This window comes from Pseudomonas sp. PsB (assembly GCF_043658375.1).
Classification (GTDB): Bacteria; Pseudomonadota; Gammaproteobacteria; order Pseudomonadales; family Pseudomonadaceae; genus Aquipseudomonas; species Aquipseudomonas putida_Z.
In genome coordinates this window covers 44881-68983 of the sequence record NZ_JBIGLU010000022.1, presented here as the reverse complement: position 1 = coordinate 68983, position 24103 = coordinate 44881, and the positions used below count along the sequence as shown (strand labels likewise).

The following is a 24103-nucleotide window of genomic DNA, read 5'->3' as shown; positions in this document are numbered from 1 at the left end:
TTCAGAACGACAGCTCGACGGACACTGTGTCGGTGTACACCCCCGCCGGCAGGCCGGCCTTGCCGAGTGCCTGGCCATACAGGTTGACGGTCTGGGCCGTACCGCTGCTGATCGGCAAGGTGATGGTGCCGTTGATGGCCAACACCTGCGTGCGGCCGGAATCGGTGTAGAAGTCGTACGGCACGAAGTTGCCGGCGCCATCCGCCAGCGCACGGCTGCCCCCGGTCGACTGGCCATCGTGGGAACCTGCACCCACGCGGATCACGGGTACCGTGCCGGCCGAACAGAGAATGCTGATCGCCCCTCCTCCGCCGCCGATCACCTGGGCGTCTGCGCTGGTGAACAGGGCATCGCGAGTACCGAAGTCCAGGGCACCGAAGTTCACCCCCGAAGTGCCCGAGCTGCCATTGACCTGGCACGCCGCGGTCAAGGTCAGCTTCGAGTCGATGGTCCCGGTCGTGGCGGCCTGCGCCTGGGAAGCCAGCATCAGCCCCAGGCCGGCAAGGATGCAGCGTGAAAGGTTCGTTCGCATCGAAGTCTCCTTGTGTCGTTACCAGTCCAGGGTCACCCTCAGGGTGTCACGGTAAAGCCCGGCCGGCAGCGCGCGCGGTTGCGCCACTACCACACCGTAGATGGGGATCGGTATCTGCCGGGTACTGCTGATGGTGAAGGCACGCGCCTGGCCGATGCCGTAGCGGCTGTTACCGCCTGGGTCGATCGCCAGTTGATAGGGGATCAGCTCGCGGCCGTTGCTCAGGCGCCGTATGCCGTCGCTGCCATTCAGGCCGCCGTTGATGCGCACGTTGAACGCCCGCACCTCGGGCGTGCAACTGATCTGCAGGCTGCCTTCGCCGCTCACATCATCAACCCGGCTGCGCAGCGGCTGGTCCCAGTTCGGTCCGCGCTCGCCGAAGTCCATCAGGCCGGGGTTACCCACCGTTGCCGGTTGCGTCTCGTTGCTGCTGATCTGGCAAGCGGTGCTGATCACCAGCCGCGCCTGGATGAAACCGGTGCTGGTGCCATGCGCGGCACCACCGGGCACCAGCAGCGGGCCCAGGGAAAGCAGCAGGATCGAGGTACGGTTCATGGCATCGCGTCCTTGTGCATGGCGGCATCCCTACCAGCTGACGGTGACTTTGAGCAGGTCGGCGTACAAGCCTGCAGGCGGTACCCAGGCCAGCTTGTCGATCCGAGCAAACAACGGCAGCTCGACCGAACCGCTGTCCGGCACCCGCGCCGAAAGCGCCACATTCACCGCCAGCGGTTCGCGCCAGGCAGCGTCGCGGTAAAGGCGATACGGGATGGGCCGGGCCGTGGCATCGTCACTGGCCAGGAAGCGCAAATCGCCGACGCCGCCATGCTGACCACCGTCGACGCGGACCTGATAGGGGGTGTGGGGATTGCATTCCAGGCGTGGCGGGCGCTGGCTCAACAGCGCGCCGGTGAGCGGCGCCCCAGGGCCATCCAGCCGTGCAGCAGCGCCCAGGTCGATGCGCCCCAGCGCCTGAGCCCCGGCATCGCGGGGCTGGTTGACCAGCATGCAGCCGCGCTGCACCAGCACCCGCACCTCCACCAGGAAGTCCGCCGCCATGGCGCTGCTGCTCAACATAAGGCCCAACAGGGCGGCCAGGTAGCGCTCCGTCACCTAATTATCCTTGTCGATGTCTGCTGGCCTGAGCGTAGCAGCGGAGTGGCATCACGCTGCTGGCATCGAGCCATTTTTTTGTATTAGCCAAAAAGCGCTACCACCTGAAAAAAAAGCCGCACGACACAGAACGCATCGCCGACATTCTCCTCAAATGGCCAAAGGCCGTTATCTGGGCCGATATTCTGTTAGGGTGTATCCCCTTCATCCTGCCTAGACTCATGCGGCATGCATGGAAGGACACGACAGGAGCGTTTTCATAGATGATTGCAGACAGCACGCTCACCCAAGCCCTCGAGCGCTGCGCCCAGGAGCCGATCCAGCTGCCTGGCAGCATCCAGCCCCACGGTTTCCTGCTGGTGCTGGACGAAACCGACATGCGGGTACTCCAGGCCAGTGAAAATGTCGAACACTGGCTGGGCATACCGGCCAGTGAACTGATAGGTCGCGAGTTCGCCGAACTGGTCAGCGGTGCCTTCGACCTGCGCCTGCACCTGGCGCGCCTGCCGCAGGACGAGGTCTTTCCGTTCCACATCAGCGATGTGCACCTGCGCCAGGACGCGCCTTGCCGCGGCAACCTGCACCTGCTGGTCCATCGTCACGACCAGGTGCTGATCGCCGAATTCGAACCCCCTCGTCTGCCGGCGGACCTTGCCGGGCAAGGCGACTACTACCCGCTGGTGCGCAGCTTCGTAGGCCGCCTGCACCAGGCCGGCAGCCTCGAGGAACTGCTGCAGCAAACCGTGCTGCAGCTCAAGCGCATCACCGGCTTTGGCAGGGTCAAGGCCTATCGCTTCGATGCCGAAGGCAACGGCCAGGTGCTGGCCGAGGTTGCCGACCCGGGGTACCCGAGCTACCTGGGCCTGTGTTTCCCCGCTTCGGACATACCGCGCCAGGCGCGCGAGCTGTACCGAATCAACCGCATCCGCGTGATCGAGGACGCCAACTACCAGGCCTCGCCGTTGCTGCCCGCTGCCAACCCGCGCACCGGCAAGCCGCTGGACCTGAGCTTTGCCGCGCTGCGCAGCGTGTCGCCAGTGCACCTGCAGTACATGCGCAACATGGGTACCCTGGCATCGATGTCGCTATCGATCGTGGTCGACGGGCAACTCTGGGGGCTGGTGTCCTGTCATCACGAACAGCCGCGCCCGGTGGACCTGCGCACCCGTACCGCCTGCGAACTGCTGGCCAGTGTGCTGTCGCTGCAGATCGAGTCGCGCGAGTCCCACGCCAACACTCGCCAGTTGCTGGAGCTGCGCCAACACATCGTGCGCATGATCTCGTCCATGGCCGACCATGACAGTGTCGGCGACGGCCTGCGCGACTTGCCGGAAGTACTGCTGACCTTCGCCGGCGCCCAAGGTGCCGCGGTCATATCCGCCGAACGTTGCGACCTGATCGGCAAGACCCCTCCGGCCGCGCAGGTAAACGCCCTGGTGCACTGGCTCTCCCAGCGTGGCGAAGAGAGCGTGTTCCACAGCGACAACCTGCGCCGCGACATCGATGAACTGCCCGAGCTCGCGGCCCATGCAGGCGGTGTGCTGGCAGTGGCCATTTCGCAGATCCACTCGCACTACCTGCTGTGGTTCCGCCCCGAGCAGGTGCGCACGGTGAACTGGGCCGGGCAGCCGAACAAACAGGTCGGGCCGCAGGGCAACCTCGACCCGCGGCACAGTTTCGAAAGCTGGCAGGAAAAACTGCGCGGCTACTGCGAACCCTGGCACCCACTGGTCATCGAAGGCGTGCAGGAGCTGCGCACGGCAGTGCTCGGCATTGTCCTGCGCAAGGCCGAGGAACTGGCGCAGCTGGCTGGGGAGCTGCGCCGATCGAACAAGGAGCTCGAAGCGTTTTCCTACAGCGTGTCCCATGACCTGCGCGCGCCCCTGCGCCATATTGCCGGCTACTCCGAACTGCTCGGCGAAATCGAGGGCCAGGGCCTCAGCGAGCGCGGCAGGCGCTTTCTGCAACACATCGAGGAAGCCGCGCATTTTGCCGGAAGCCTGGTCGACAACCTGCTCAACTTCTCGCAAATGGGCCGCTCTGCCCTGCGCCTGTCCGAGGTCGACCTCAACGCCCTGGTCGAGGCCATTCGCAGCGAACTGGCGCCCGACTACCAAAACCGCGAAATTGTCTGGGACATTGCCCAGTTGCCCAAGGTGGTCGGTGACCCGGCGTTCATCAACATGGCCTTGCACAACCTGCTGGCCAACGCCATCAAATACACACGTGGGCGCACCCCGGCGCGCATCGGCATCAGTGCCGTGCAACACCCGGGCGAAACCGAGATCTGCATTCGCGACAACGGCGTGGGCTTCGACATGGCCTACGCCAACAAACTGTTCGGCGTGTTCCAGCGCCTGCACCGCATGGAAGACTTCGAAGGCACCGGGATCGGCCTGGCCAGCGTGCGTCGCATCATCGAACGCCACGACGGCCGGGTCTGGGCCCATGGCAAGGTTGGCCAGGGTGCAACCTTCCACTTCACCCTCCCGCGCTACCCCGCGACTACCTGAGGCACCGCTACCATCATGCTCAAACCCATCCTGCTGGTCGAAGACAACCCACGGGACCTGGAGCTGACGCTCCTGGCGCTGGAGCGCAGCCAGTTGGCCAACGAGGTCATCGTGCTGCGTGACGGTGCCGAAGCACTCGACTACCTGCTACGGCGCAATGCCTATGCCCAACGTGACGATGGCAACCCCGCCGTGTTACTGCTGGACCTGAAACTGCCAAAGGTCGACGGCCTGGAGGTGCTGAAGGAAGTACGCGCCACCGCCGAACTGCGCAGCATCCCGACGGTGATGCTGACGTCCTCGCGCGAGGAGCCCGACCTGCTGCGCGCCTACGAGCTGGGGGTGAACGCGTACGTGGTCAAGCCGGTGGAGTTCAAGGAATTCGTCGCCGCCATTTCCGACCTGGGGGTGTTCTGGGCGGTACTCAACGAACCGCCACCCGGCTCGCTGCGCCTGAACCGGCGTGGCAGCATCTGAGGTGCCCGCGACGATGCAGCCAACGCCGCTGAAACTGCTGATAGTCGAAGACAACTCGATGGACGCCGAACTGACCCTGATGCGCCTGGAGCGCAGCGGGCTGCAGGTGCAGGCGCAACTGGTGTTCGACCATGCCGGTGTCGAGCAAGCCCTGAGCGAGGCCCGCTACGACCTGATCCTGTGCGACTGCGTGCTGCCGGGCTCGTCCGGCACCGAAGTGCTGGCCATCGCCCAGCGCCTGGCACCGGACATTCCGTTCATCTTCCTGTCTGGCATCTATGGCGAAGAACATGCGGTGGAAATGATCCGCCTGGGCGCCACCGACTATGTACTCAAGAAGAACCTGCCGCTGCTGCCCAAGGCCGTACGCCGGGCCCTGACCGAAGTGCAGGAGCGCCAGCGCCGGCGCCGCGCCGAAGAAGCCCTGGCCGACGTCGAGGCACGTGCACGCATTGCCATCGACGCTGCCGGCATGGGCACCTGGGACATGCGCCCGCAAGAAGGCCTGTTGTTGTGGGATGACCGCTGCAAGACCCTGTTCGGCCTGCCCGCCGATACCGAAATGAGCCTCGAAGTGTTTTACGCCGGCATCTACCCCGACGACCTGCCGCAGGTGCGCGAGGCGGTGGAGCACGCCATGTGCCCGGAAAGTGGCGGCCTGTATCGGGTCGAATTCCGCATCGCCCAACCCGCTGGCCTGGAACCGCGCTGGCTGCTCAGCAGTGGCCAGAGCCAGTTCGTCGACGGAAAGTGCATGCGTTTTTCCGGGGTGCTGCAGGACATCCATGCCCAGCGCCTGGCCAACCAGGCACTGCGCCAGCTCAACGAGATGCTGGGTGAAAGGGTCGAGCGCCGCACCCGCGAACGCGACCGTGCCTGGGAGCTGTCGCAGGACTTGCTGGCCGTGCTCAACAAGGACCTGACCCCAGTCGCGCTGAACCCCGCCTGGGAAGCCAGCCTGGGCTTGTCCCGCGAACGCCTGAGCCAGTCGTCCTTGCTGCACCTGTTGCCCGAGCCCGACCAGGAGCTGCTGCTCACCGAACTGGCCGCCCTCGCCCATGGCCGCACCAGCGCCCGTTTTGTCGGGCGTATCCTGGATGCCGGTGGCCAGCAACGCTGGTTGTCGTGGGTGGTGGTGCCGGAAGACACCCTGCTGTACGTGGTGGCGCGCGACATCACCAGCGAGCGCGAAGCCGCCCTGGGCCTGGCCGAAGCCAACGCCCGCCTGCGCGAGCAGATCGCCGAACGCGAACGTATCGAGGCCGCGCTGCAGCAGATGCAGCGGCTTGAAGCGGTCGGCCAGCTGACCGCCGGTGTGGCTCACGACTTCAACAACCTGCTGACGGTAATCCTCACCGGTGCCAGCTTCCTCGAGCGCGACCTGGCCAAAGCCGACGTTGAAAAAGCCCGTGCGCGGCTCACGCACATCCGCGAAGCCGGCGAGCGCGGTGCCAAGCTGACCTCGCAGTTGCTGGCTTTCTCCCGCCGCCAGCGCCTGGAACCGGTGGCGCTGAACCTCAACCGCACCCTGGCCGGCCTGGAAGAGTTGCTGCGCCGCACCTTGGGCGGCAATGTCTCGGTGCGCCTGGACCTGGAACCAACCCTGTGGCAGGCGCTGACCGACCCGACCCAGACCGAAATGATCATTCTCAACCTGGCGATCAATGCCCGCGATGCCATGCCCGACGGCGGCCAACTGACGCTGTCGACCCGCAACACCCGGATCGACGCCCGCCCGCAGCGCCCGGAAGACCCGGACCCTGGCGAGTACGTGATGCTGAGCATCCGCGATACCGGCTGCGGCATGAGTGAAGAGGTGCTGGCCAAGGTGTTCGAGCCGTTCTTCACCACCAAGGATATCGGCAAGGGCTCTGGCCTGGGCCTGGCCCAGGTATTCGGCTTCGCCAAACAGTCCGGGGGTGGCGTGCGCATCGACACCACACCTGGGCGTGGTACGCAGGTGGCCGTGTATCTGCCGGCAGTCAAGGGTGAAGCCGTCAACGAACCGGTGCCGTCGCTGTTCAGCCACTCGATAAGCGAAAGCGGCCGCAATCGCACCGTGCTGCTGGTGGATGACGACCATCTGGTACGCGACATGCTCGGTGATGTGTTGCGCCAGTACGGCTACCAGGTGCGCCAGGCGCACAGTGGCGAACAGGCCTTGGCCTTGCTGGATGAGCAGATCGACCTGCTACTGAGCGATTTCGCCATGCCCGAGTTCAACGGTGCGCAACTGGCACTGGCGGCACGCGAGCGGTACCCGCAACTGCCGGTGGTACTGCTTACCGGTTATGCAGAATTGCAGGGGCTGGAGTTGCCGGGCAGCCTGGTGATCCAGAAGCCGGTACAGGCCGATGAACTGGCCCGCTTGCTGAACGAGATGCTTGGAACTGCCAGGTGACCGAACAACCCGCGACAAAACCTGCGGAAACGACAAAGCCCAGCGCTTGTCTTTCCAAGCACCGGACCGAGATACGTTTGAAGCAAGAAAATGGCAGGGGCGGCTGGATTCGAACCAACGCATGGCAGGATCAAAACCTGCTGCCTTACCGCTTGGCGACGCCCCTGTATCGGATGCAGCGTTTGCTGCTCTGACAATTCCAACTGAGTGACAACTGGGTTGTTGTCTTGGAATGCGCGGCACTTTAACAACAAACTTTCGGTCTGTGAACCCCCTGATGAAAAAAAATTACCAAAAAACAGCGAGTTAGTCATTTTCGGGGTTGGCGCGGCGACCATCCGTCGTTTTCCGCCCGCTTGGCTTCAACACAATCGCTTTCCTCCCTTCCAATCAGATGAGCCATCTGCATTGACCAAGGAGGACCCCATGCCTGTCTCCCACGACCTTTACCAGGACTTGCACTACCCGCGCGAAATCGTCCAGCAACGCCGTCAGCAGGACAAGGCACTGGACCGGCTGCTGGACGAGTACATGGACATCGACAACCAGGTGCTGGCCGCCGAGTCGATCTCGGCGGGCAACTTCGAGGATGAAGACCTGCGCCGCCTGAAAGAACGTCGGCTGGCAGTGAAGTACATGATCGAGCGCCAACTGGAGCACAAGGCCTGAGCTAACCCTGCAACATGGCCAGGGTCAGGGCGTCCTGATCACCGCCGTAAAATTGCACCAGCGCCAGCTGGAACAGCGGGTTGTCGGGCGCCGCCCGGGTGAACAGGGTCAGGCACGAGCGCAGCTTGAGGTGGTCGGGGCTGCCGAGCATTTCACGGGCGCTCTTGTCGCTGTGCTGCAACAGTGCAGTCACGCAGGCCTCCAGGCGTGGGCCAAGCAGCGGATGAGCCAGGTAGGCACGGGCCTCGTCGATACCGGCCAGCGCATAGCGTTCGGCCATGGCGCTGTGGCCCAGGCCATCGAGCTGCGGGAACACGTACCACATCCAGTGGCTGCGCTTGCGCCCGGCCTGCAGCTCCTGCATCACCTGGTCATACACAGGGTTCTGCGCCTCGACGAAACGCTGCAGATCATGGTCGGCGTGCATGCTCGCCCCTCCTCGCATCGGCTCCAGCCTCTACTGTACGCCTGCCATGGCAAACCTATCTCATCAGGCGATGATTGCCGCGCACTTTCTGTATTGGTCAAAATGGCCGCCCTCGGGCAAGCTGCACGCTGCCCCGCCATCGCCCAAGGAGCTTTGCTTTTGCCTGCCTGGATCCCTACCCCGCTACGCCAGCTTGGCCAACGCCTGCGCGGCGCCGCCGCCAACCAGAGCGAACTGCTCGGCTGGTTCGAGGACAAGGCGCACAGCCGCGGTTACCAGCTCAGCGACGGCCAACGCCGGGTGATCCACTGCATGGCCGAACAACTGGCGCAGCTCGAACAAGGCCAGCCGCGCAGCCTGTACCTGTACGGTTCGGTAGGCCGGGGCAAGAGCTGGCTGCTCGATGGTTTTTTCCAGGCGGTGCCGGTGCAGGCCAAGCTGCGCCTGCACTTCCATGACTTCTTCGCCCGCCTGCACCAGGGCATGCACCGCCACCGGGCGCTGGACGATGCATTGGGCGCGACCCTCGACGAGCTGGTAGGCGATTGCCAGGTGCTGTGCTTCGACGAATTCCATGTGCACGACATTGGCGATGCCATGCTGCTCACCCGGCTGTTCAATGCGTTGTTCAGCCGCGGCGTGTTCCTGCTGGTGACGTCCAACTATGCACCCGAAGGGCTGCTGCCCAACCCGCTGTACCACGAACGTTTCCTGCCGGTGATCCGCCTGATCAACAGCGCGATGGAAGTGCTGGAAGTGGGGGGCGATACCGATTTCCGCAGCCTGCCGGCCAACCGCGAACATCAGCGCTTTACCCGGGGCCACTATGTCTGGCCGGGCAATGCAGCGCAGCGCCAGGCGCTGAAGGTGCCCGAGCCGCAGCCGGTGATGCTGGAAGTGAACAAGCGCCCCCTGCGCGCGCTGGCCGTCGATGGCCGGCGGGTGGTGCTTGGCTTTGACGACCTGTGCGAAAAGGCCACGGCAGTGATCGACTACCTGGTGCTGGCCGGGCAGTACGATGAGTGGATCATCGATGGGCTGGATGATCTGTCTGAATGTTCACTGGCAGCGCAGCAGCGCTTCGTCAACCTGGTGGATGTGCTGTATGACCAGGACCGGCAGGTGCTGGTGATCGGCAAACGGCCGCTGGAAGAAAGCCTGGGCGGGCCGCTTGCCGACCTGATGCGTACGCGCAGCCGGTTGGGGCAGCTGCATCAGGTAGGGCCCTAGAACTGCATTGCCTGGGCCGGCCTCTTCGCGGGCACGCCCGCTCCCACAGGGATGTCACAGGCCTTGAGAACTGTGCAATACCTGTGGGAGCGGGCATGCCCGCGAAGAGGCCAGCAAAGTCCAAACATCAACCCGCCCTGGGCAAATCCGCCAGCACCGCCTCGATCTCCCCCAGCACCGCCGGGTCATCCAGGGTCGAAGGCGGCACATAGTCCTGCCCGTCGGCAATCTTGCGCAGCACCGCCCGCAGAATCTTCCCGGAGCGGGTCTTGGGCAGCCGCTTCACCAACCGCACCCGGTTGAAACACGCCAACGCGCCAATCTCCTCGCGCACGCTGCCCACCAGGTCCACCAGCAACTGCGCCTCGGCAATGCCCTCGCCGTCCTTGAGCACCACCAGGGCCAACGGCACCTGCCCCTTGATCTCGTCATGCACGCCAATCACCGCACACTCGGCCACTGCCGGGTGGCGTGCCACCAGGTCTTCCATCTCGCCGGTGGACAGCCGGTGCCCGGACACGTTGATCACGTCATCGGTGCGCCCCATGATGTAGACGAAGCCGTCATCGTCCAGGTAGCCACCATCGCCGGTGTGGTAATACCCCGGGTAGGTCCGCAGGTAGGCCTGCAGGTAACGCTCATGGTCGCCCCACAGCGTCTGGCTGCACCCGGGCGGCAATGGCAGGGCGATGACGATCGAGCCCTGGTGGTTGGGCCCCAGCAGGTGGCCCTCGTCATCCAGCACGCGCACGTGATAGCCCGGCACCGCCCGGTTGCTCGACCCCGGCTTCGCCGCGCTGCCTTCCAGCCCTACGCAGGGCGCGGTGACCGGCCAGCCGGTCTCGGTCTGCCACCAATGGTCGTGCACCGGCTTGCCACTGACCCGCTCCAGCCATTCGTGGGTGCTGGAATCCAGTTTCTCGCCAGCCAGGAACAACTGGCGCAGCGAGCTCAGGTCGTGCCTGCTGATCAGCTCCCCCTCGGGGTCTTCCTTGCGGATGGCGCGCATGGCCGTGGGCGCGCAGAACAATGCATTGACCTTGTATTGCTCCACCACCCGCCAGTAGGCCGAGGCGTCCGGGGTACGGATTGGCTTGCCTTCGTAGAACACCGTGGTGCAGCCGCTCATCAGCGGCCCATAGACGATCAGCGAATGGCCGACCACCCAGCCCACGTCGGATATGCCCCACCACACATCGCCGGCCTGCATGCCGTAGATATGGCGCATGGCGTAGCACAGCGCCACGGCATTGCCGCCGTTTTCCCGCACGATGCCCTTGGGTTTGCCGGTGGTGCCAGAGGTATACATGATGTAAAGCGGGTCGCCGGCATCCAGCTCCACCGGTGCCACCGGCTCGGCTTTGGCCAATGCCGCCTGCCAGTCCAGGTCGCGGCCCGGCTGCAGCTGGGCACGCGCCTGCGGGCGCTGCAGCACCAGCACGTTGCGCGGCTGGTGACGGGCCAGTTGCAGGGCGCGATCGACCAGCGGCTTGTATTCGATTACCCGGTCGAACTCCAGCCCGCAGGAGGCCGTCAGCAGCAGCGCCGGCTGGGCATCGTCGATGCGCAAGGCCAGCTCGTTGGCGGCAAAGCCACCGAACACCACCGAGTGCACTGCGCCAATCCGCGCGCAGGCCAGCATGGCCATGGCCGCCTGCGGCACCATGGGCATGTAGATGATCACGCCATCGCCCTTGTTCACCCCCAGCTGGCGCAACAACCCGGCCAGGCTCGCCACCTCGTCGCACAATTGGTGGTAGGTGTAGGCCTGCTGCACGCCGGTCACCGGCGAGTCGTAGATCAGCGCCAGCTGCTCGCCACGGCCCTGCTCGATCTGGTGATCGAGGGCCAGGTAGCAGCTGTTCAGGCGGCCATCGGCAAACCAGCGGTGGGTACCGTCGGCATTGTCTTGCAGCGTGAGGGCAGGCTTGCGGTGCCAGGCCAGGTGCGCGGCCTGTTCCGCCCAGAAAGCGGCAGGGTCGGAAATGGAATGGGCGTAGCTGTGCTGGTAGCTCATATCGAAAGAAACCCGGTACTTGTTGTTATTGAAGGGCGAAACTTGAGTATGGACCGCTACACCCGCGCCGCCATGGGACTAAAGTCACAACCGACCTGCAAATTTGCAGACAACGCAAAAACGCCCCATAACGGTGCAAAGCCTCTAGAATAGGCCACCCTTCAGCCACCGAGCAGCTCATGGACATCGATCAGGCCCGTACCTTTCTGGAAATCGTGCGTTGCGGCAGCCTGGTCGCCGCCGCCGAACGCCTGTTCGTGTCACAGACGGCGATCACCGCGCGGGTGCAGCGCCTGGAGCAGCAACTGGGCTGCCAGCTGTTCGTGCGCAGCCGCAACGGCGCCAGCCTGACCAGCGACGGCGAGGCATTCGTCAGTTATGCCAACCAGATGGTGCAAACCTGGGAAGCGGCGCGCCGCGACCTGCCGCTGCCCGAAGGCTGCCAGCAAGTGCTGCACGTGGGCGGAGAGGTGAGCCTGGGCAACCCGATGCTGCTCGACTGGGTCAGTGCCCTGCACCGCGAGCTGCCCAGCCATGCCATCCGCAGCGAGGTGAGCGACGGCGAATCGCTGCTGCGCAAGGTCGAGATGGGCCTGCTGGATGCCGCGCTGGTCTACCAGCCGACCTACGGCCCGGGCCTGCAGGTGGAGCAGCTGATGGAGGAAAAGCTGATCCGTGTGCGCCGGGTCGCCCAACCGGACCCGTACATCTATATCGACTGGGGCGAAGCCTTCCGTCGCCAGCACGATGCCGCCCTGCCCGACTGCGCGCGCCCGGCGCTGAGCTTCAACCTGGGCCCGCTGGCCTTGCAGTTCATACTCGACCAGGGCGGCAGTGGCTACTTCCGCACGCGGGTGGTGCAGGCCTACCTGGACAGCGGGGTGTTCGAGCGGGTACCGCAGGCGCCGGAATTCACCTACCCGACCTTCCTGGTGTACCCGCGCAAGCGCGACAGCGAAGCCCTGCAACAGGCCTTCGCCATCCTGCGCCGGCTGGTAGCCGCCGGCGCCAGCGACTGGTCACAACGCTGGGACCCGGTTATCTGAAGCCTCGGCCTTGCTGAGCAGCTGGCGCTTGAGGCCGGCGATCAGGTCGGTCTGGGTGATCACCCCCACCAACTGGTCGGCATCGAGCACCGGCAGGCAATGCAGGCCCTGTTCGCACAGCAATGGCAGCAAGCGCTCCAGCGGGTGCTGGCTGCTGACGCTGATTACCCGGCGGCTCATCACCTGCTCCATGCGCACCGCCTTGCGGCCGAACAACCCGCGCCAACTGAAGCGGCCACGCTGCATGGCCGGGCCGACCAGGTCGCTGAGGCTGACGATTCCCACCAGCTTGCCCTGCTGCAGCACCGGCAGGGTTTTCAGGTGGTGGCTGGCCAGCATTTTCCAGGCCTGCTCCAGAGTGGTGTCGGGCGTGGCGAACTGCACGTCGCGGGACATCACCGAGGCCGCGGTGATACCGCCAAGGCTGCGCTGCAGGGCGTGTTGCTCGGTGGCCAGGATGATGCGTTCCAGTTCGTCACGGGTGACGTCGACGAACTCGCCCAGTTCTTCCAGGGCCTGGTCCAGATCCTCTCCACGGATGCCGACCCGCTCGCTGGGCAGCGGGTCATGGGTGTGGTGCAGGTCCTTGCGCGGCACCGCGCCTTTCGGGTAGCGCACGCCGGTAAGGCGGTTGTAGAGGATCGCCACCGCTACCAGGATCAACGCGTTGAGCAGCACCGGCTCCAGCAGGTGGTCGCCCATGGCGGTCAGCCCCGGGTCGGCCAGCACCGCGCTCACCGCCACCCCACCACCTGGCGGGTGCAGGCAGCGCAGCAGGCACATCACCAGGATCGAGATACCCAGGGCGGCAGCGGCCACCCACAGCTCCGGGCCGAAGCCCTGGCGCATGGCCAGGCCGACCGCGCCGGCCAGGGCGTAGCTGCCCAACACCGGCCAGGGCTGGGCCAACGGGCCCGAGTGCACGGCGAACACCAGCACGGCCGAAGCCGCCAGCGGGCCGAGCAGGTGTAAGGCAATGCTGGGGCCATAGGCCATGCTGGTCAGCCAGCCGGCGAGCAACAGGCCGAGCAACGCGCCGATACCGGCACGCAACCATTCTTGGGGGGGAATATTCAGGGGCGCTGGCAACAGCCGCTGCAGACGACTTTCGAAACGCGAGGCAGACATGTAGGTAATCGGAATCTGTAGTTTTTCTGGTTAAAAAGAAAGCCCAGCCGAGGTGGCCTGGGCCTCGTATTGCGGTTGCAATAGCACAAGGGGCTCCGTCCGTGGAGAGATGGAAACCGCAGGGTTTCGTGGGGGAATTTTGCCGGGTGGGGTGAGATTGGGCTAATTCAAAAAAATGCGGCTGTACTGCAATTTTTTTGCAGTGGTGATATGGCCAGCAAATTCCTCAAGCGCGCCGCGCAACTTGTGGGAGCGGGTTCACCCGCGAAGAATGCGACACGGTGCATGGCACCGGCTTCGCCGGTGTTCGCGGGTAAACCCGCTCCCACAGGGCCCCGGCATTACCGAGCCTTGCGCGGCAAGTCGATGCTCACCCGCAGCCCGCCCAACGGGCTATCCAGCAGCGCCAGGCGCCCGCCCCAGGCCTCGACGATATCGCGCACGATGCCCAACCCCAGCCCGTGCCCGTCTACCTGCTCGTCCAGCCGCGAACCGCGCTCCAGTACCTGCTGCCGCTGGCCCTCGGGAATACCGGGGCCATCATCATCGACCCACACCTGATAGCCCTCGGCACTCGGTGCGATACCCAGCCGCACCTCGCTGTCGGCCCACTTGCAGGCGTTGTCCAGCAGGTTGCCGAGCAGCTCCAGGAAGTCCTCGCGGTCCCAAGGCAGCAGCAGCCCGGGCGGCACATCCCTGGCCAGCTGCAGGCCCTCGCCATGGATCATGCCCAGCGTCCCCAGCAACCCCGGCAGCTCGACGTCGCAGTCGAACTGCGCGCCAGGCAGCGCATCCCCGGCCAGGCGCGCACGGTTCAGCTCACGCGCCAGGCGCTGCTGAATCTGCTCCAGCTGCTCACGCATCTGCGCGCGAACATCCGGCAGGTCCTTCAGGCGCTCGCTGGAGGCCAGGCTCAGCAGCACCGCCAGTGGCGTCTTCAGTGCATGGCCCAGGTTGCCCAGGGCATTGCGCGAGCGGCGCAGGCTGTCTTCGGTATGGCTCAGCAGGTGGTTGATCTGCCCCACCAGCGGCGCCAGTTCGCTGGGCACCTCGGCATCCAGCTGCGAGCGCTGGCCTTGCTGCAACTGGGCGATCTGCTGGCGGGCCCGCTCCAGTGGCCGCAGCGAGCGGGTCACGGTGATGCGCTGCAACACCAGCACCAGGATCAGCGCCACCAGGCCCATGCCCAGGCCGATCTGCTGCAGGCGCCGGAAACCTTCGCGTACCGGTGAATAATCCTGTGCCACGCTGATCGAGATGTCCTGGCCCAGGCGCCGGTAGTCGGCACGCAGGGCAAGCAGTTGCTGGCCTTCCGGGCCGAGTTCGTGGCTGTCGGAAAGGCCCGGCGCGGCGGGCTTGGGCATGTCCAGATCCCACAGCGAACGGGAGCGCCAGGTGCCTTTATCGAAATCGATGCGGAAGTAATAGCCGGAAAACGGCCGCTGGTAGGCAGCCGAGATACGCCGCTCATCCAGCTGCAGGCCCGAAGGCCCGCGCACCAGGGCCACCAGCAGGTTTTCGCTTTCCTTGCGCAGGCCGTTCTCCAGGTAGCGCTGCAGGCCGACTTCGAACAGCCACAGGGTCAGCTGCGCCAGCACCAGGCCGACCACCACCAGCACCGCCACCAAGCCCAGGCTCAGGCGCGCCTGGATCGACTTCACGCGGCGCTCCCGGCGTAGATGTAGCCCTGCCCGCGGCGGGTCTCGATGACGCTGCGGCCCAGCTTGCGTCGCAAGTGGTTGACGTGCACTTCCAGCACGTTGGAGTCGCGCTCGGTTTCACCGTCGTAGAGGTGCTCGGCCAGGTGGCTCTTGGACAGGATCTGCTGCGGATGCAGCATGAAGTAGCGCAGCAGGCGGAACTCGGCGGCGGTCAGCTGGATATCCACGCCGTCACGGTTCACGCACTGCCGGCTTTCGTCCAGGTGCAGGCCGGCCGCTTCCAGCGTCGGCTGGTTGGCCAGGCCACGGGCACGGCGCAACAGCGCCTGGATGCGTAGCTGCAGTTCTTCGGGGTGGAAGGGTTTGCTCAGGTAGTCATCGGCCCCGGCCTTCAGCCCTTCGATACGCTCGGCCCACGAGCCTCGGGCAGTAAGGATCAACACCGGCGTGGCCAGGCCGGCGGCACGCCACTGGGCCAGCACTTCCAGGCCCGGCAGGCCCGGCAGGCCAAGGTCCAGGATGATCAAATCGTAGGGTTCGCTCTGGCCCTGGTACACCGCGTCGCGGCCATCGGCCAGCCAGTCCACGGCGTAGCCCTGGCGCTGCAGGCCGGCCGTCAGTTCATCGGCCAGCGGTACATTGTCCTCGACAAGCAACAGGCGCATTCAGTCGTCTTCCTCGTCTTTGAGCAGGGCACCGCTGCTGGCGTCGAGCTTGATCTCGCGCACCACGCCTTCAGCCGTCAGCAACTCGACTTCGTATTCGTAGCGATTGTCGTCTTCTTCCAGCTCGGCCTCCAGCAGGCGCGCCCCGGGGTGACGCCCCAGGGCGGTTTCCAGCAGATGCTCGAGCGGCAGGATGATGCCCTTCTGGCGCAGCTCCAGGGCTTCGTCCTGGTCCAGGTCGCGGGCAACGGCCAGGGAACACACGGCCAGCAGGGCCAGCGCGAGGTAGCGCGCCGGCCGCAGTAGGTGGGTCATCAGTTGTCCCGCTCGTCCTTCAGCACTTCACCGGTCTTGGCGTCCAGCGCCACGTCCCATTCGACGTTCTGCGTGTCGCGCAACTCGACCTTGTAAATGTAGCGGCCGTACTCGTCTTCAAGCTCGGAGTCGGTGACGGTGGCACCTGGGTGCTTGGCCACGGCGGCGGCCTTGAGTTCGTCCAGCGACTTGACGGTCTTGGCATTGACCAGCTTGACCACTTCGTCGGGCTGCACATCCTTGGCGATGGCGGAATGGGCGCCCAGGGCAAGGGCGGCTACGGTGAACAGGGCAGTCAGGTGTTTCATCGTTCTTCTCTCCTGAGAACTGTGCAAGTTGTCTACGGGGTTAAGATTAACCACCGGTCCTTAATTCAACCTGAAAACAACTGGCGCCATGATAGCGCAGCTCTCACCGGTTCATCACAGGCCGCGGCATGGGGCAAATACCTGTAGGAGCAGCCTTGTGCTGCGAATGGGCCACTAGGGCAACAGATTTTCTTCGCCAACAATGGCCTCTTCGCAGCACAAGGCTGCTCCTACAGGCCCTGTGCATGCCTTGAACCCTTTACAATGACTCGCCTGCAGCCCAAGAGATCCGCCATGAGCGCCATTCACATCAAATACCCCGCCCTCACCTTCAAGGCCGGCCAACGTGCCCTGCGGCAGGTCCGCGAGCGCGGCCTGCAGGCGGCCGATGTCGGTGTGCTGCCGGGTGCGGCTGGCGGGCCGAAGCCGCTGGGCATCCAGGGTCTGGACCTGGCGCTGTTCGGTGAGTGGCTGCCGTCGGCACCACGCCAACGTGCGCTGATCGGCGCCTCGATCGGCGCCTGGCGCTTCGCCAGTGCCTGCCTCGACGACCCGGTCGCAGGCATCCGTCGCCTGGGCGAACTGTACACCGAGCAGGATTTCGCCAAGGGCGTCACCCCGGCCGAAATCAGCCGCAGCTGCCAACACATGCTCGACAACCTGCTGCAAGGCCGCGACGGCCAACTGCTGGCCAACCCGCACTATCGCCTGAACATCCTGGTAGTGAAGAGCAATGGCCAGCTCGCCCACGACCATCGCGGCCGCCTGGGCCTCGGCCTGGGTTCGGTGATCGCCAGCAACCTGCTCGGCCGTTCGCGCCTGGCCCGGCACTTCGAGCGCATCATCCTGCACGACGGCCGCGCCACGCCGCCGCTCGACGCACTGACCGACTTCCCCTCGCGCTGCCTGCCGCTGGACCTGGCCAACCTGCGCCATGCCTTGCTCGCCTCAGGGTCCATCCCCATGGTCATGGAAGGTGTGAAAGACATCCCAGGCGCAGGTGCAGGCACCTACCGCGACGGCGGCCTGCTCGACTACCACCTCGACCTGCCCTACCGCGGCGACGACCTGGTGCTGTACCCGCACTTCACCGACAAGGTCGTACCCGGCTGGTTCGACAAGGCCCTGCCCTGGCGCAAGGGCGATGCCACCCGCCTGCAGAACGTGCTGCTGATGACACCCTCGCCGCAGTACCTGGCGGCTCTGCCCTACGGCAAGCTGCCCGACCGCAACGACTTCAAGCGTTTCATGGGCGATGCGCCTGGCCGCAAGCGCTACTGGTACAAGGCCATTGCCGAGAGCCAGCGGCTGGGCGACGAGCTGCTGGAGCTGATTGCCACCGGGCGGTTGCATGAACGCCTGCAAGCCTTGTAGCGGCCATGCTGGTAGACTGCGCGCATTCTTGATTCACATAGAGTTATGACAGCGTGGAAATCTTCAAGAATTCCACTGTGGATTCCCGCCGAAAACCGAGCGATACCACAGACAGCCATGACGCCCTGAATTCGGCGTCATTGGCGTATCGCCTCGTACCACGCTGTACCTTCCCAATCCCAAAAACGTAGTACATCATCCAGTACATCCAACACACAGCGAGAGGCAATGTACTAGTGGCGCTCACGGACACCGCGGCCAGGCAGGCCAAACCCCGGGAAAAGGGCTACACCCTTGCGGACTCGCTCGGGCTCACGCTGTACGTCGCCGACACCGGCGTAAAGAGTTGGCATTTCAGGTTCACCTGGCTCGGCAAACAGGCCAGGATTTCGCTCGGAACTTACCCCGAGATCGGCTTGAAGGAGGCACGTGCGCGAAGGGACGAGGCGCGCGAAGAGGTTGCGCAGGGAGTAGACCCACGCGAATCAAGGAGAATGAAGAAGACAGAGCGCCTTGGCGCCCAGGAGAGGACATTCCGCCGCGTCTACGACGAGTGGCTGGAATTCAGGAAGGGAAGCCTGACCGAGTCGACGGTCAAGGTGATTTCTAACGCGATGGAGCTGGATGTACTGCCGGCGTTCGGCCTGCGCCAGATCGATTCGATCAAGCGGTCCGATGTGATCACGCTGATTCGCCGCATTGAGCGTCGCGGGTCGGTGACAACTGCCGTCAAGACCAGGCAATGGATGGGTCAGGTCTTTCGGTATGCGATCGCCACCGGCATGATCGAGAACAACCCCACGGCGGAAATGCACACTGTCACTGAGAAAATGGCGCCGCACAAAAATCGGCCGTTCCTCGCCTTTTCGGAGATGCCGGCCATCATCAAGGCCATCGAGGAAAGCCAGTCAGGCCTGCAACTGCAGTGCGCCACCAAACTGCTGATCCTCACCGCCTGCCGGCCGGCTGAGGTGCGCAAGGCCGAATGGGCGGAGATCGACCTCGACACAGCGACCTGGGCGATACCAGCTGCCAAAATGAAGATGCGCCGCGACCATGTGGTACCGCTGTCTCGCCAGGCTGTGGAGATACTGCGCTCCATGCTGCCGATCTCAGGCGGTATGAAGTATGTGTTCCCGAACCGGTCCGATGCGGTACGACCGATCGGCATCAACTACGCGGTAAACCTGCTGGATCGTTGCGGCTATACCGGCCGGCAGTCGCCACACGGGTTCCGACACTTGTTTTCTACGGAGATGAACAGCCGCGGCTACAACAAGGACTGGATTGAGCGGCAGCTGGCCCATGCTGACAGCAGCGCCATCCGTGATGTGTACAACCACGCCACATATATAGAGCAGCGCCGCGACATGATGCAGGCCTGGGCCGACATGGTGCTGCCACTAAAGGATTGATTGGCGGGCTAATCACTCGGTCCCTTGGAGCGCCCACAGCCTGGCCGACTCGACGATCTCCAGCATGTCGACCAGGTCGCCGTCATTGACCTCTCGCCGCCGGCGTGCGGCATAGGCCATCTCATCGAGCACTGCCGCACGACCATCAGGGTCAGCAACCAAGGCAACTTGGTCGTTCAGCTCGGCCAACCAGGCCTGCGGAAGCTCAGTTGCCATAGTCGCCCACCGCCCGGCACCACCACGACTGGGCGTAAAGGGCGCCGTCGATTTCCTCAACTCCGTTGATGTTGATCCCGAGCTGGGCCATGCCATTGAGCTTGGCGTCGTGCAGCCGGGGGATGATGTCAGGCCCGGGCGACGGGTTGAACAGCCACGCCTGGGTCGAAACCCGGCCCAGCGGCTCACTGTGGTGGTCACCGATGTGGATGTCGGCCCGCAGGGGTTGGATCTTCCTGAGCTGATCGGAAGGGATGGCCACGCCATTCACACGGCGGCGAACGAGGAGGAAGTACATGCTGCACCGAATACTGTATATAGATACAGCATTTCAGCATCAGGAAACGCAAGCGCGCCAGTACCGCTCGGCGGACTATGCTTGTTTGCTCAGGCAGGAGGGCCGCGCATGTGTGGAAGGTTGAGCCAGTACCGTGGGATTCGCGACTTCGTTGAAACCCTGAGCCTGCCAGAGGCCTGGCGGAACAACGTTGGTGACCAGCCTCTTGGCCGGTACAACGTTGCACCGACCACGCCGGTGGCAGTGCTGCGGGTAGATGAGGAAGGCCCTCGCGCGGACCTGGTGAGATGGGGATGGCGGCCGCACTGGGCGACCGACCGGGCTGCGCCGATCAACGCCCGCGTGGAGAAGGTGGCACACGGTCCGTTCTTCCGCTCGATCTGGCCAAACCGGGCCATCACGCCTATCGACGGCTGGTACGAATGGGTAGATGAGGGTGGGCCGAAGAAGCAGCCGTACTACATCCGGCGCCGGGATGGGCGCCCTGCCCTGTGCGCGTCGATCGGCCAATTCACCGACGGCGAGCATGACGGGTTCGTTATCATCACCGCCGACGCCCAGGGTGGCATGGTCGATGTTCACGACCGCCGGCCTGTGGTGTTGTCACCTGAGCTGGCATACGAATGGATCGCGGCAGGAATGCCGAGCGAGCATGCAGAGCAACTGGTGCTCAACCTGGGCGAGCCGGCCGAGGCCTTCGAGTGGTACCGAGTCAGCACGGCCGTTGGCAATGTGCGCAACCAAGGCGCCGATCTAATCGAGCCGATTAGTGAACCGGGCCAGCAGGGCCGCCTAACGCTTTGAGCTGGTAGTCGGTGACCGCCTGGAATTGCGAAGCGGCAATCAGCCGCAGACGCTCCACCTCTTCCGCCGGCTCACCCGAAGCCTGGGCTTCGTGATAACGCGTCATGGCGTCCACGGCATCGGTGTACATGGGATGGTCAGGGTAAAGAATCGGCGGCTTACACTTCATCGGGCTCCATCCTGAGAAGGCCATAACTGAATGGTAGCCGGTGCCCGACCTGCTTGGATTAACTGGTAATCGAGAACCGCTTGGTATAGCGAATGCGCCAATAGGCGTAGACGTTCGACCTCTTCAGGCGGCGCGCCACCTGTTTCCGCATCACGATGGGCCCGGACCGCTTCCAGAGCTTTCAGTAGCAAGGGCTCACCAGCGAGCGCCATCCCCTCCAGCATTCTTTTCACGGATTAATCCTTTGGTGGAAGTCAGTGCATTATAGGCCGCTTCGCCCCAGTGCCCGCTATTCAGTGGATCGAGGCGATGCGGCTACAATTGACCCTGACTTCACACCCCGATAAGGCGGAAAACCGAGCTCCACCTTAGCGACTTCCTTCGCAGGGTTAGGCGGTTGACAGCTACCCCTTCGCGGCAGGCTTGAGTCTGAACGTAACCCCCATCCTGTTGAAAGCGTTCATTGCAGCAATCGTGGCAGTCAAATCTACCAAGTCTCGCTCGTTGAAGACCGCGGAGGCGGCAGCGTAGGCCTCGTCCGAAACATGGGTTTCTCCCACATTGGTCACCTCTTCTGCCCACTTCAATGCAGCGCGCTCTAGATCAGAGAATAAGTGTTCCGCCTCATGCCAAACCGCGACTAGCAGCACCTTGTCAACTGACATGCGGCCTTTGATCAAGTCGCGAGAGTGAAGATCGATGCAGAACGCGCAACCATTGATCTGTGATACCCGAAGGAAGACCAGATGTATCAACTCCGGAGGTAGATTCGTTCCGGTGGTTACATAGTGGTGTAACCCGGTCAGCGCTTTTGCTGCACCGGGAGACTTTTCAAACCAATTCATACGAGTCATACATACTCCATAAGCGCTTTCGTAAACACAGACGCATTTTATTGCGTACGCGGCTCGGCTCATGGGTCCAATCCGCTGTAATTTCTGGGTTCCAATAGGTGGCTAGGGCGCTTTTCTGCCTCCCTGCTTCCTTGCTATGGAGAGAACTTTCCAAAACCGTCGATCACCGCCTCGCATGCCAGGCCGGCTATTCGGCTTCGCTCAAGCGCTGTCGCGAGCTCTCCCGCCATTCGGTCAGACTCTTCAAGCAATCCCCCGAGCACCACGACGGCAGAGGTTCCTGCCTTGCGCTGCTGGGCAGCGATGGTGTCGCAGGTGGCTCGGTGGCCGGCCCGCAGTCTGGCGATTTCCCCGCGCAGCCCACCAGCAGCATGCTCAGCAGCAGCGGCGCGGCCTTGGGCCAGTTCCAGTTTCTTGCGTGCACTCTCACCCTCCTCGTCCGCCACGGTTTGGCGGCGCTGTTCTTCGGTTCTTGCCTGAGCGGCTGCGCGCCGGTCCCGCTCGGAAACCTCCAGGCGGTAGTCGGACAGTTCCTTGCGTGCCTCTGTGGCTTCTCCATCGGCAAGCACAACCCGGTACTGCTGCCCGCCAGCGACCAGCACTAGAGCGATCAGCCACCAGCACCAGGCTGGTACCGCACCCAGCCTGGTCATGCCAGCGCCCGCCGAATGCCTTCGTCGATCACCTCTGCCTTGTACGGGTTGCCGCCGTTCTCGTGGACGATGATGCCGACCACGGCCTCGCGCAGCACCTGCGGCCTGGAGATGTCGATGGAGTCACGCACGCCAACACCCAGGCGCTTGGCGATGGCCTGGGCGTAGGCCTGGGTATTGTTCTCGCTGGACGGCGCCCAGCGGCTAATGAACTCCAGCGGGGTGTCGATGCCTGGGCGGCCAACCCCGGGCATACCATCCTTGCCCCGGTAGTTCAGCAGCAGCTTGCCCAAGGCACGGATGCCGTTCTCGGCCTGGTCGAATCGGGCGAAACGCGGCTTGGCCACATCCACCTCCAGCCCCAGCTGGCCCTGCCAGGCATTTCGCGGGTTGAAGTCGATATTGCCGGGGTTGTTGTTGCGTACACCGCGGGGAGCGCTCATTGGGCAGGCTCCTCGACAGGCAGCGCTTCAGCCTCCTGAACGGTCACGCTGACCTGAGCGGAGTAGCGCTTGATCAGCTGGGCGGTGAGGACTTCGTTACCAGGCTGAGCGTTCAGCAGCTCACGTGCAGCTGCATCAGCCTCAGCTTCTGTGGCGTACTCCACGGTGCGCAGCGGGCCCAGGGCGTTGGTACGGTCGATGACGATGAAAGGCATAGGTTTTCTCCAGGCAAAAAAAACCGCCGGGCGGCGGTCGGGTAGTTGGTTGGCAAGTCAGTTGGGTGTTGCGGGCCAGTCAATCGCGGCAGGGTAGCCGGACTGCTCGGGCACACGACTTAAGGCAATTCGGTACCGTTTCCAGTTCTTGAGCCTGTCGACCTCCTCTGCAGTGGCCTCCTCCAGGTCTACTGCATCCTGCAGTGGCGCAATAGCGGTGTCGGCAGCCATTCGGCGTTGAGCAATTTCTTGGGTAACCGATTCGAGTAGTTGGGTGGCGGCAGCCGCTGCCTTGTCCTCGGCTGTCTCCACCAGCGTCCAGTCGATAGCGGCGAAGCCCTGCGCCGGGGCATAGGTCTCCGGATCGGGAGTTGGCAGTGGTACTTTGCCGTTCTCTTCAAAAAAGACATCTTGAGGGAATCGGACCTCATACGGCGCGTCATGACCGTGCGGCAGCGTCAAGGTCAGCACCAGGCGTCCATTGACCCGCTCAACAGGTGCTGTGATCCAAGGGCACCCCAGCGCCTCAGCTGGCAGCGTTGCGCCTTCGGCCAAGGCCGAGAAGTCCAGCGTCAGACCATCGATGGTGAGACTGTCACCCTGCTTGTAGACCGTGAGCAGTTGATCGGAGAACACCGGATTGAACTTGATCAGCATTAGAACCACCTCCCAATGGCAAAGGCGCCACAGCCTACGGCGCTTGCCATGTATGTCTGAAATCGAACCGATGCGCTGGTGGCGGCCGCATATTGTGTGACTGCCGCATACTGACGCGGATCAGATCCGGAGCCGATGTCTGGTGTCAGCGCCGCGAATCCAGGCCGCGCTGAAAACGCGATCGGAAACGTCCAGAGACATGAACCCAAACCCGCTGGAGGGACCAAGCTTGGTGTTGTGGTCCAGCAGATTTGCGTGCCGTCGGCGTATCGAACGTATTCGCCGTTAGCGTTGCTGCCACGCTGGATAATCGCGCCAGTCGGAACCCCCGATGCCTGGCCGACAGCGCCCAGGATATTTGCCCGGTTGAAACCGGTAGCGATGAAACTGTAAAGCTCGTCGAAGTTCGCGATGGCCTTCAGCCACGCGCTTCGGCGATCGTCTCCACCGGCGCCGCTGGGAGCAGTGCCGAGGTTGATGGTTTGTTTGGCCATAGTGATTCC

At 64.0% G+C, this 24103-nt stretch carries 29 protein-coding genes and 1 tRNA gene; 9 read left to right on the top strand and 21 right to left on the bottom strand.

The features are described from left to right. Nucleotide 1 precedes the first annotated feature (1 nt). The 3 genes from ACGLHT_RS22290 to ACGLHT_RS22280 are packed head-to-tail and all read right to left on the bottom strand — an operon-like array spanning nucleotide 2 to nucleotide 1645. Entirely contained in the window at nucleotides 2-532 is a 531-nt protein-coding gene (locus tag ACGLHT_RS22290) for a spore coat U domain-containing protein (protein WP_274120894.1), read from the bottom strand. 18 nt (nucleotides 533-550) lie between these two features. Then, a complete protein-coding gene (locus tag ACGLHT_RS22285) occupies nucleotides 551-1087 on the bottom strand; it encodes a spore coat U domain-containing protein (protein ID WP_075044621.1) in 537 nt (178 codons plus the stop codon). A 30-nt stretch (nucleotides 1088-1117) separates the two neighbouring features. Then, complete coding sequence (locus tag ACGLHT_RS22280; RefSeq protein ID WP_075044620.1) at nucleotides 1118-1645, bottom strand: spore coat U domain-containing protein; 528 nt, start codon at nucleotides 1643-1645, stop codon at nucleotides 1118-1120. Between the two features lie 263 nt (nucleotides 1646-1908). On the opposite strand from ACGLHT_RS22280, the gene ACGLHT_RS22275 reads away from it, so the two are divergent. Genes ACGLHT_RS22275 through ACGLHT_RS22265 form a run of 3 tightly spaced genes read left to right on the top strand, consistent with a single transcriptional unit; the run spans nucleotide 1909 to nucleotide 7036 of the window. Continuing rightward, on the top strand, nucleotides 1909-4158 hold the full coding sequence (locus tag ACGLHT_RS22275) for an ATP-binding protein (RefSeq protein WP_075044619.1): 2250 nt from the start codon (nucleotides 1909-1911) through the stop codon (nucleotides 4156-4158). 15 nt (nucleotides 4159-4173) lie between these two features. Further along, nucleotides 4174-4635, top strand: coding sequence for a response regulator (locus ACGLHT_RS22270; protein ID WP_075044618.1), 462 nt, complete (start codon nucleotides 4174-4176; stop codon nucleotides 4633-4635). A 13-nt stretch (nucleotides 4636-4648) separates the two neighbouring features. Beyond that, nucleotides 4649-7036 carry a response regulator gene (locus ACGLHT_RS22265; protein ID WP_137163480.1) on the top strand — a complete coding sequence of 796 codons (2388 nt, stop codon included), beginning with the start codon at nucleotides 4649-4651 and terminating at the stop codon, nucleotides 7034-7036. 91 nt (nucleotides 7037-7127) lie between these two features. Here the strand turns inward: ACGLHT_RS22265 and ACGLHT_RS22260 are convergent. Next, nucleotides 7128-7202, bottom strand: a tRNA-Gln gene (locus tag ACGLHT_RS22260). A gap of 260 nt (nucleotides 7203-7462) precedes the next feature. Between ACGLHT_RS22260 and ACGLHT_RS22255 the strand changes: the two genes are divergently transcribed. Further along, nucleotides 7463-7705: a DUF465 domain-containing protein gene (locus tag ACGLHT_RS22255; protein ID WP_025338457.1), complete on the top strand. Its 243-nt coding sequence runs from the start codon at nucleotides 7463-7465 to the stop codon at nucleotides 7703-7705. Between the two features lies 1 nt (nucleotide 7706). Here the strand turns inward: ACGLHT_RS22255 and ACGLHT_RS22250 are convergent, their stop codons facing one another. Further along, nucleotides 7707-8132: a DUF1810 domain-containing protein gene (locus tag ACGLHT_RS22250; protein WP_137163479.1), complete on the bottom strand. Its 426-nt coding sequence runs from the start codon at nucleotides 8130-8132 to the stop codon at nucleotides 7707-7709. A 159-nt stretch (nucleotides 8133-8291) separates the two neighbouring features. Here ACGLHT_RS22250 and zapE point away from each other — a divergent pair, with 159 nt between their 5' ends. Further along, the gene (gene zapE, locus ACGLHT_RS22245; RefSeq protein WP_084785133.1) at nucleotides 8292-9362 is read left to right on the top strand and encodes a cell division protein ZapE; all 1071 of its coding nucleotides are present in this window, start codon (nucleotides 8292-8294) and stop codon (nucleotides 9360-9362) included. 127 nt (nucleotides 9363-9489) lie between these two features. Here zapE and ACGLHT_RS22240 read toward each other — a convergent pair whose 3' ends face one another. Then, complete coding sequence (locus ACGLHT_RS22240) at nucleotides 9490-11379, bottom strand: propionyl-CoA synthetase (protein ID WP_274120893.1); 1890 nt, start codon at nucleotides 11377-11379, stop codon at nucleotides 9490-9492. A 179-nt stretch (nucleotides 11380-11558) separates the two neighbouring features. Between ACGLHT_RS22240 and ACGLHT_RS22235 the strand changes: the two genes are divergently transcribed. Then, nucleotides 11559-12425 (top strand): LysR family transcriptional regulator, encoded by an 867-nt coding sequence (locus ACGLHT_RS22235; protein ID WP_025338453.1) that lies wholly within the window; start codon nucleotides 11559-11561, stop codon nucleotides 12423-12425. On the opposite strand, the gene ACGLHT_RS22230 is transcribed toward ACGLHT_RS22235, so the two are convergent. From ACGLHT_RS22230 to ACGLHT_RS22210, 5 genes are all read right to left on the bottom strand, one after another. After that, nucleotides 12399-13553, bottom strand: a complete 1155-nt coding sequence (locus ACGLHT_RS22230) for an HPP family protein (RefSeq protein WP_274120891.1) — start codon at nucleotides 13551-13553, stop codon at nucleotides 12399-12401. The two genes, ACGLHT_RS22235 and ACGLHT_RS22230, sit on opposite strands and share 27 nt — an antisense overlap. 341 nt (nucleotides 13554-13894) lie before the next feature. Beyond that, the gene (locus tag ACGLHT_RS22225) at nucleotides 13895-15214 is read right to left on the bottom strand and encodes a sensor histidine kinase (protein WP_274120890.1); all 1320 of its coding nucleotides are present in this window, start codon (nucleotides 15212-15214) and stop codon (nucleotides 13895-13897) included. Next, nucleotides 15211-15879 carry a response regulator transcription factor gene (locus ACGLHT_RS22220; RefSeq protein ID WP_013971919.1) on the bottom strand — a complete coding sequence of 223 codons (669 nt, stop codon included), beginning with the start codon at nucleotides 15877-15879 and terminating at the stop codon, nucleotides 15211-15213. Before ACGLHT_RS22220 ends, ACGLHT_RS22225 begins: the two co-directional genes overlap by 4 nt. Further along, nucleotides 15880-16194 carry a PepSY domain-containing protein gene (locus ACGLHT_RS22215; RefSeq protein ID WP_025338450.1) on the bottom strand — a complete coding sequence of 105 codons (315 nt, stop codon included), beginning with the start codon at nucleotides 16192-16194 and terminating at the stop codon, nucleotides 15880-15882. It abuts the gene before it with no gap. Beyond that, nucleotides 16194-16502, bottom strand: coding sequence for a PepSY domain-containing protein (locus ACGLHT_RS22210; RefSeq protein ID WP_274120889.1), 309 nt, complete (start codon nucleotides 16500-16502; stop codon nucleotides 16194-16196). Before ACGLHT_RS22210 ends, ACGLHT_RS22215 begins: the two co-directional genes overlap by 1 nt. Before the next feature lie 294 nt (nucleotides 16503-16796). Between ACGLHT_RS22210 and ACGLHT_RS22205 the strand changes: the two genes are divergently transcribed. Further along, entirely contained in the window at nucleotides 16797-17876 is a 1080-nt protein-coding gene (locus ACGLHT_RS22205; RefSeq protein WP_274120888.1) for a patatin-like phospholipase family protein, read from the top strand. A 236-nt stretch (nucleotides 17877-18112) separates the two neighbouring features. Next, nucleotides 18113-19291, top strand: coding sequence for a tyrosine-type recombinase/integrase (locus ACGLHT_RS22200; protein ID WP_274120886.1), 1179 nt, complete (start codon nucleotides 18113-18115; stop codon nucleotides 19289-19291). 12 nt (nucleotides 19292-19303) lie between these two features. Here the strand turns inward: ACGLHT_RS22200 and ACGLHT_RS22195 are convergent, their stop codons facing one another. Both ACGLHT_RS22195 and ACGLHT_RS22190 read right to left on the bottom strand, forming a co-directional pair. Further along, the gene (locus ACGLHT_RS22195; RefSeq protein WP_274120884.1) at nucleotides 19304-19507 is read right to left on the bottom strand and encodes a hypothetical protein; all 204 of its coding nucleotides are present in this window, start codon (nucleotides 19505-19507) and stop codon (nucleotides 19304-19306) included. After that, entirely contained in the window at nucleotides 19497-19805 is a 309-nt protein-coding gene (locus ACGLHT_RS22190) for a hypothetical protein (protein ID WP_274120882.1), read from the bottom strand. The genes ACGLHT_RS22195 and ACGLHT_RS22190 overlap by 11 nt, the downstream gene beginning before the upstream one ends. Before the next feature lie 108 nt (nucleotides 19806-19913). Between ACGLHT_RS22190 and ACGLHT_RS22185 the strand changes: the two genes are divergently transcribed. Next, complete coding sequence (locus ACGLHT_RS22185; protein ID WP_274120880.1) at nucleotides 19914-20609, top strand: SOS response-associated peptidase; 696 nt, start codon at nucleotides 19914-19916, stop codon at nucleotides 20607-20609. On the opposite strand, the gene ACGLHT_RS22180 is transcribed toward ACGLHT_RS22185, so the two are convergent. The 8 genes from ACGLHT_RS22180 to ACGLHT_RS22145 all read right to left on the bottom strand — a co-directional run bounded on the left by ACGLHT_RS22180 (nucleotide 20572) and on the right by ACGLHT_RS22145 (nucleotide 24094). Then, nucleotides 20572-20778 (bottom strand): hypothetical protein, encoded by a 207-nt coding sequence (locus ACGLHT_RS22180; protein ID WP_274120879.1) that lies wholly within the window; start codon nucleotides 20776-20778, stop codon nucleotides 20572-20574. The two genes, ACGLHT_RS22185 and ACGLHT_RS22180, sit on opposite strands and share 38 nt — an antisense overlap. Then, nucleotides 20775-21011 carry a hypothetical protein gene (locus ACGLHT_RS22175; protein ID WP_247846086.1) on the bottom strand — a complete coding sequence of 79 codons (237 nt, stop codon included), beginning with the start codon at nucleotides 21009-21011 and terminating at the stop codon, nucleotides 20775-20777. The genes ACGLHT_RS22180 and ACGLHT_RS22175 overlap by 4 nt, the downstream gene beginning before the upstream one ends. A 171-nt stretch (nucleotides 21012-21182) precedes the next feature. Continuing rightward, entirely contained in the window at nucleotides 21183-21632 is a 450-nt protein-coding gene (locus ACGLHT_RS22170; RefSeq protein ID WP_217191372.1) for a carboxymuconolactone decarboxylase family protein, read from the bottom strand. A gap of 134 nt (nucleotides 21633-21766) precedes the next feature. Next, nucleotides 21767-22285 (bottom strand): DUF2514 family protein, encoded by a 519-nt coding sequence (locus ACGLHT_RS22165; RefSeq protein ID WP_274120877.1) that lies wholly within the window; start codon nucleotides 22283-22285, stop codon nucleotides 21767-21769. Next, a complete protein-coding gene (locus ACGLHT_RS22160) occupies nucleotides 22282-22728 on the bottom strand; it encodes a structural protein P5 (protein ID WP_274120875.1) in 447 nt (148 codons plus the stop codon). The genes ACGLHT_RS22165 and ACGLHT_RS22160 overlap by 4 nt, the downstream gene beginning before the upstream one ends. Next, on the bottom strand, nucleotides 22725-22943 hold the full coding sequence (locus ACGLHT_RS22155; protein ID WP_217191366.1) for a hypothetical protein: 219 nt from the start codon (nucleotides 22941-22943) through the stop codon (nucleotides 22725-22727). The genes ACGLHT_RS22160 and ACGLHT_RS22155 overlap by 4 nt, the downstream gene beginning before the upstream one ends. A 57-nt stretch (nucleotides 22944-23000) precedes the next feature. Then, a complete protein-coding gene (locus tag ACGLHT_RS22150; RefSeq protein ID WP_274120872.1) occupies nucleotides 23001-23600 on the bottom strand; it encodes a tail fiber assembly protein in 600 nt (199 codons plus the stop codon). Then, nucleotides 23600-24094, bottom strand: a complete 495-nt coding sequence (locus tag ACGLHT_RS22145) for a hypothetical protein (protein ID WP_274120870.1) — start codon at nucleotides 24092-24094, stop codon at nucleotides 23600-23602. The genes ACGLHT_RS22150 and ACGLHT_RS22145 overlap by 1 nt, the downstream gene beginning before the upstream one ends. Nucleotides 24095-24103 lie beyond the last annotated feature (9 nt).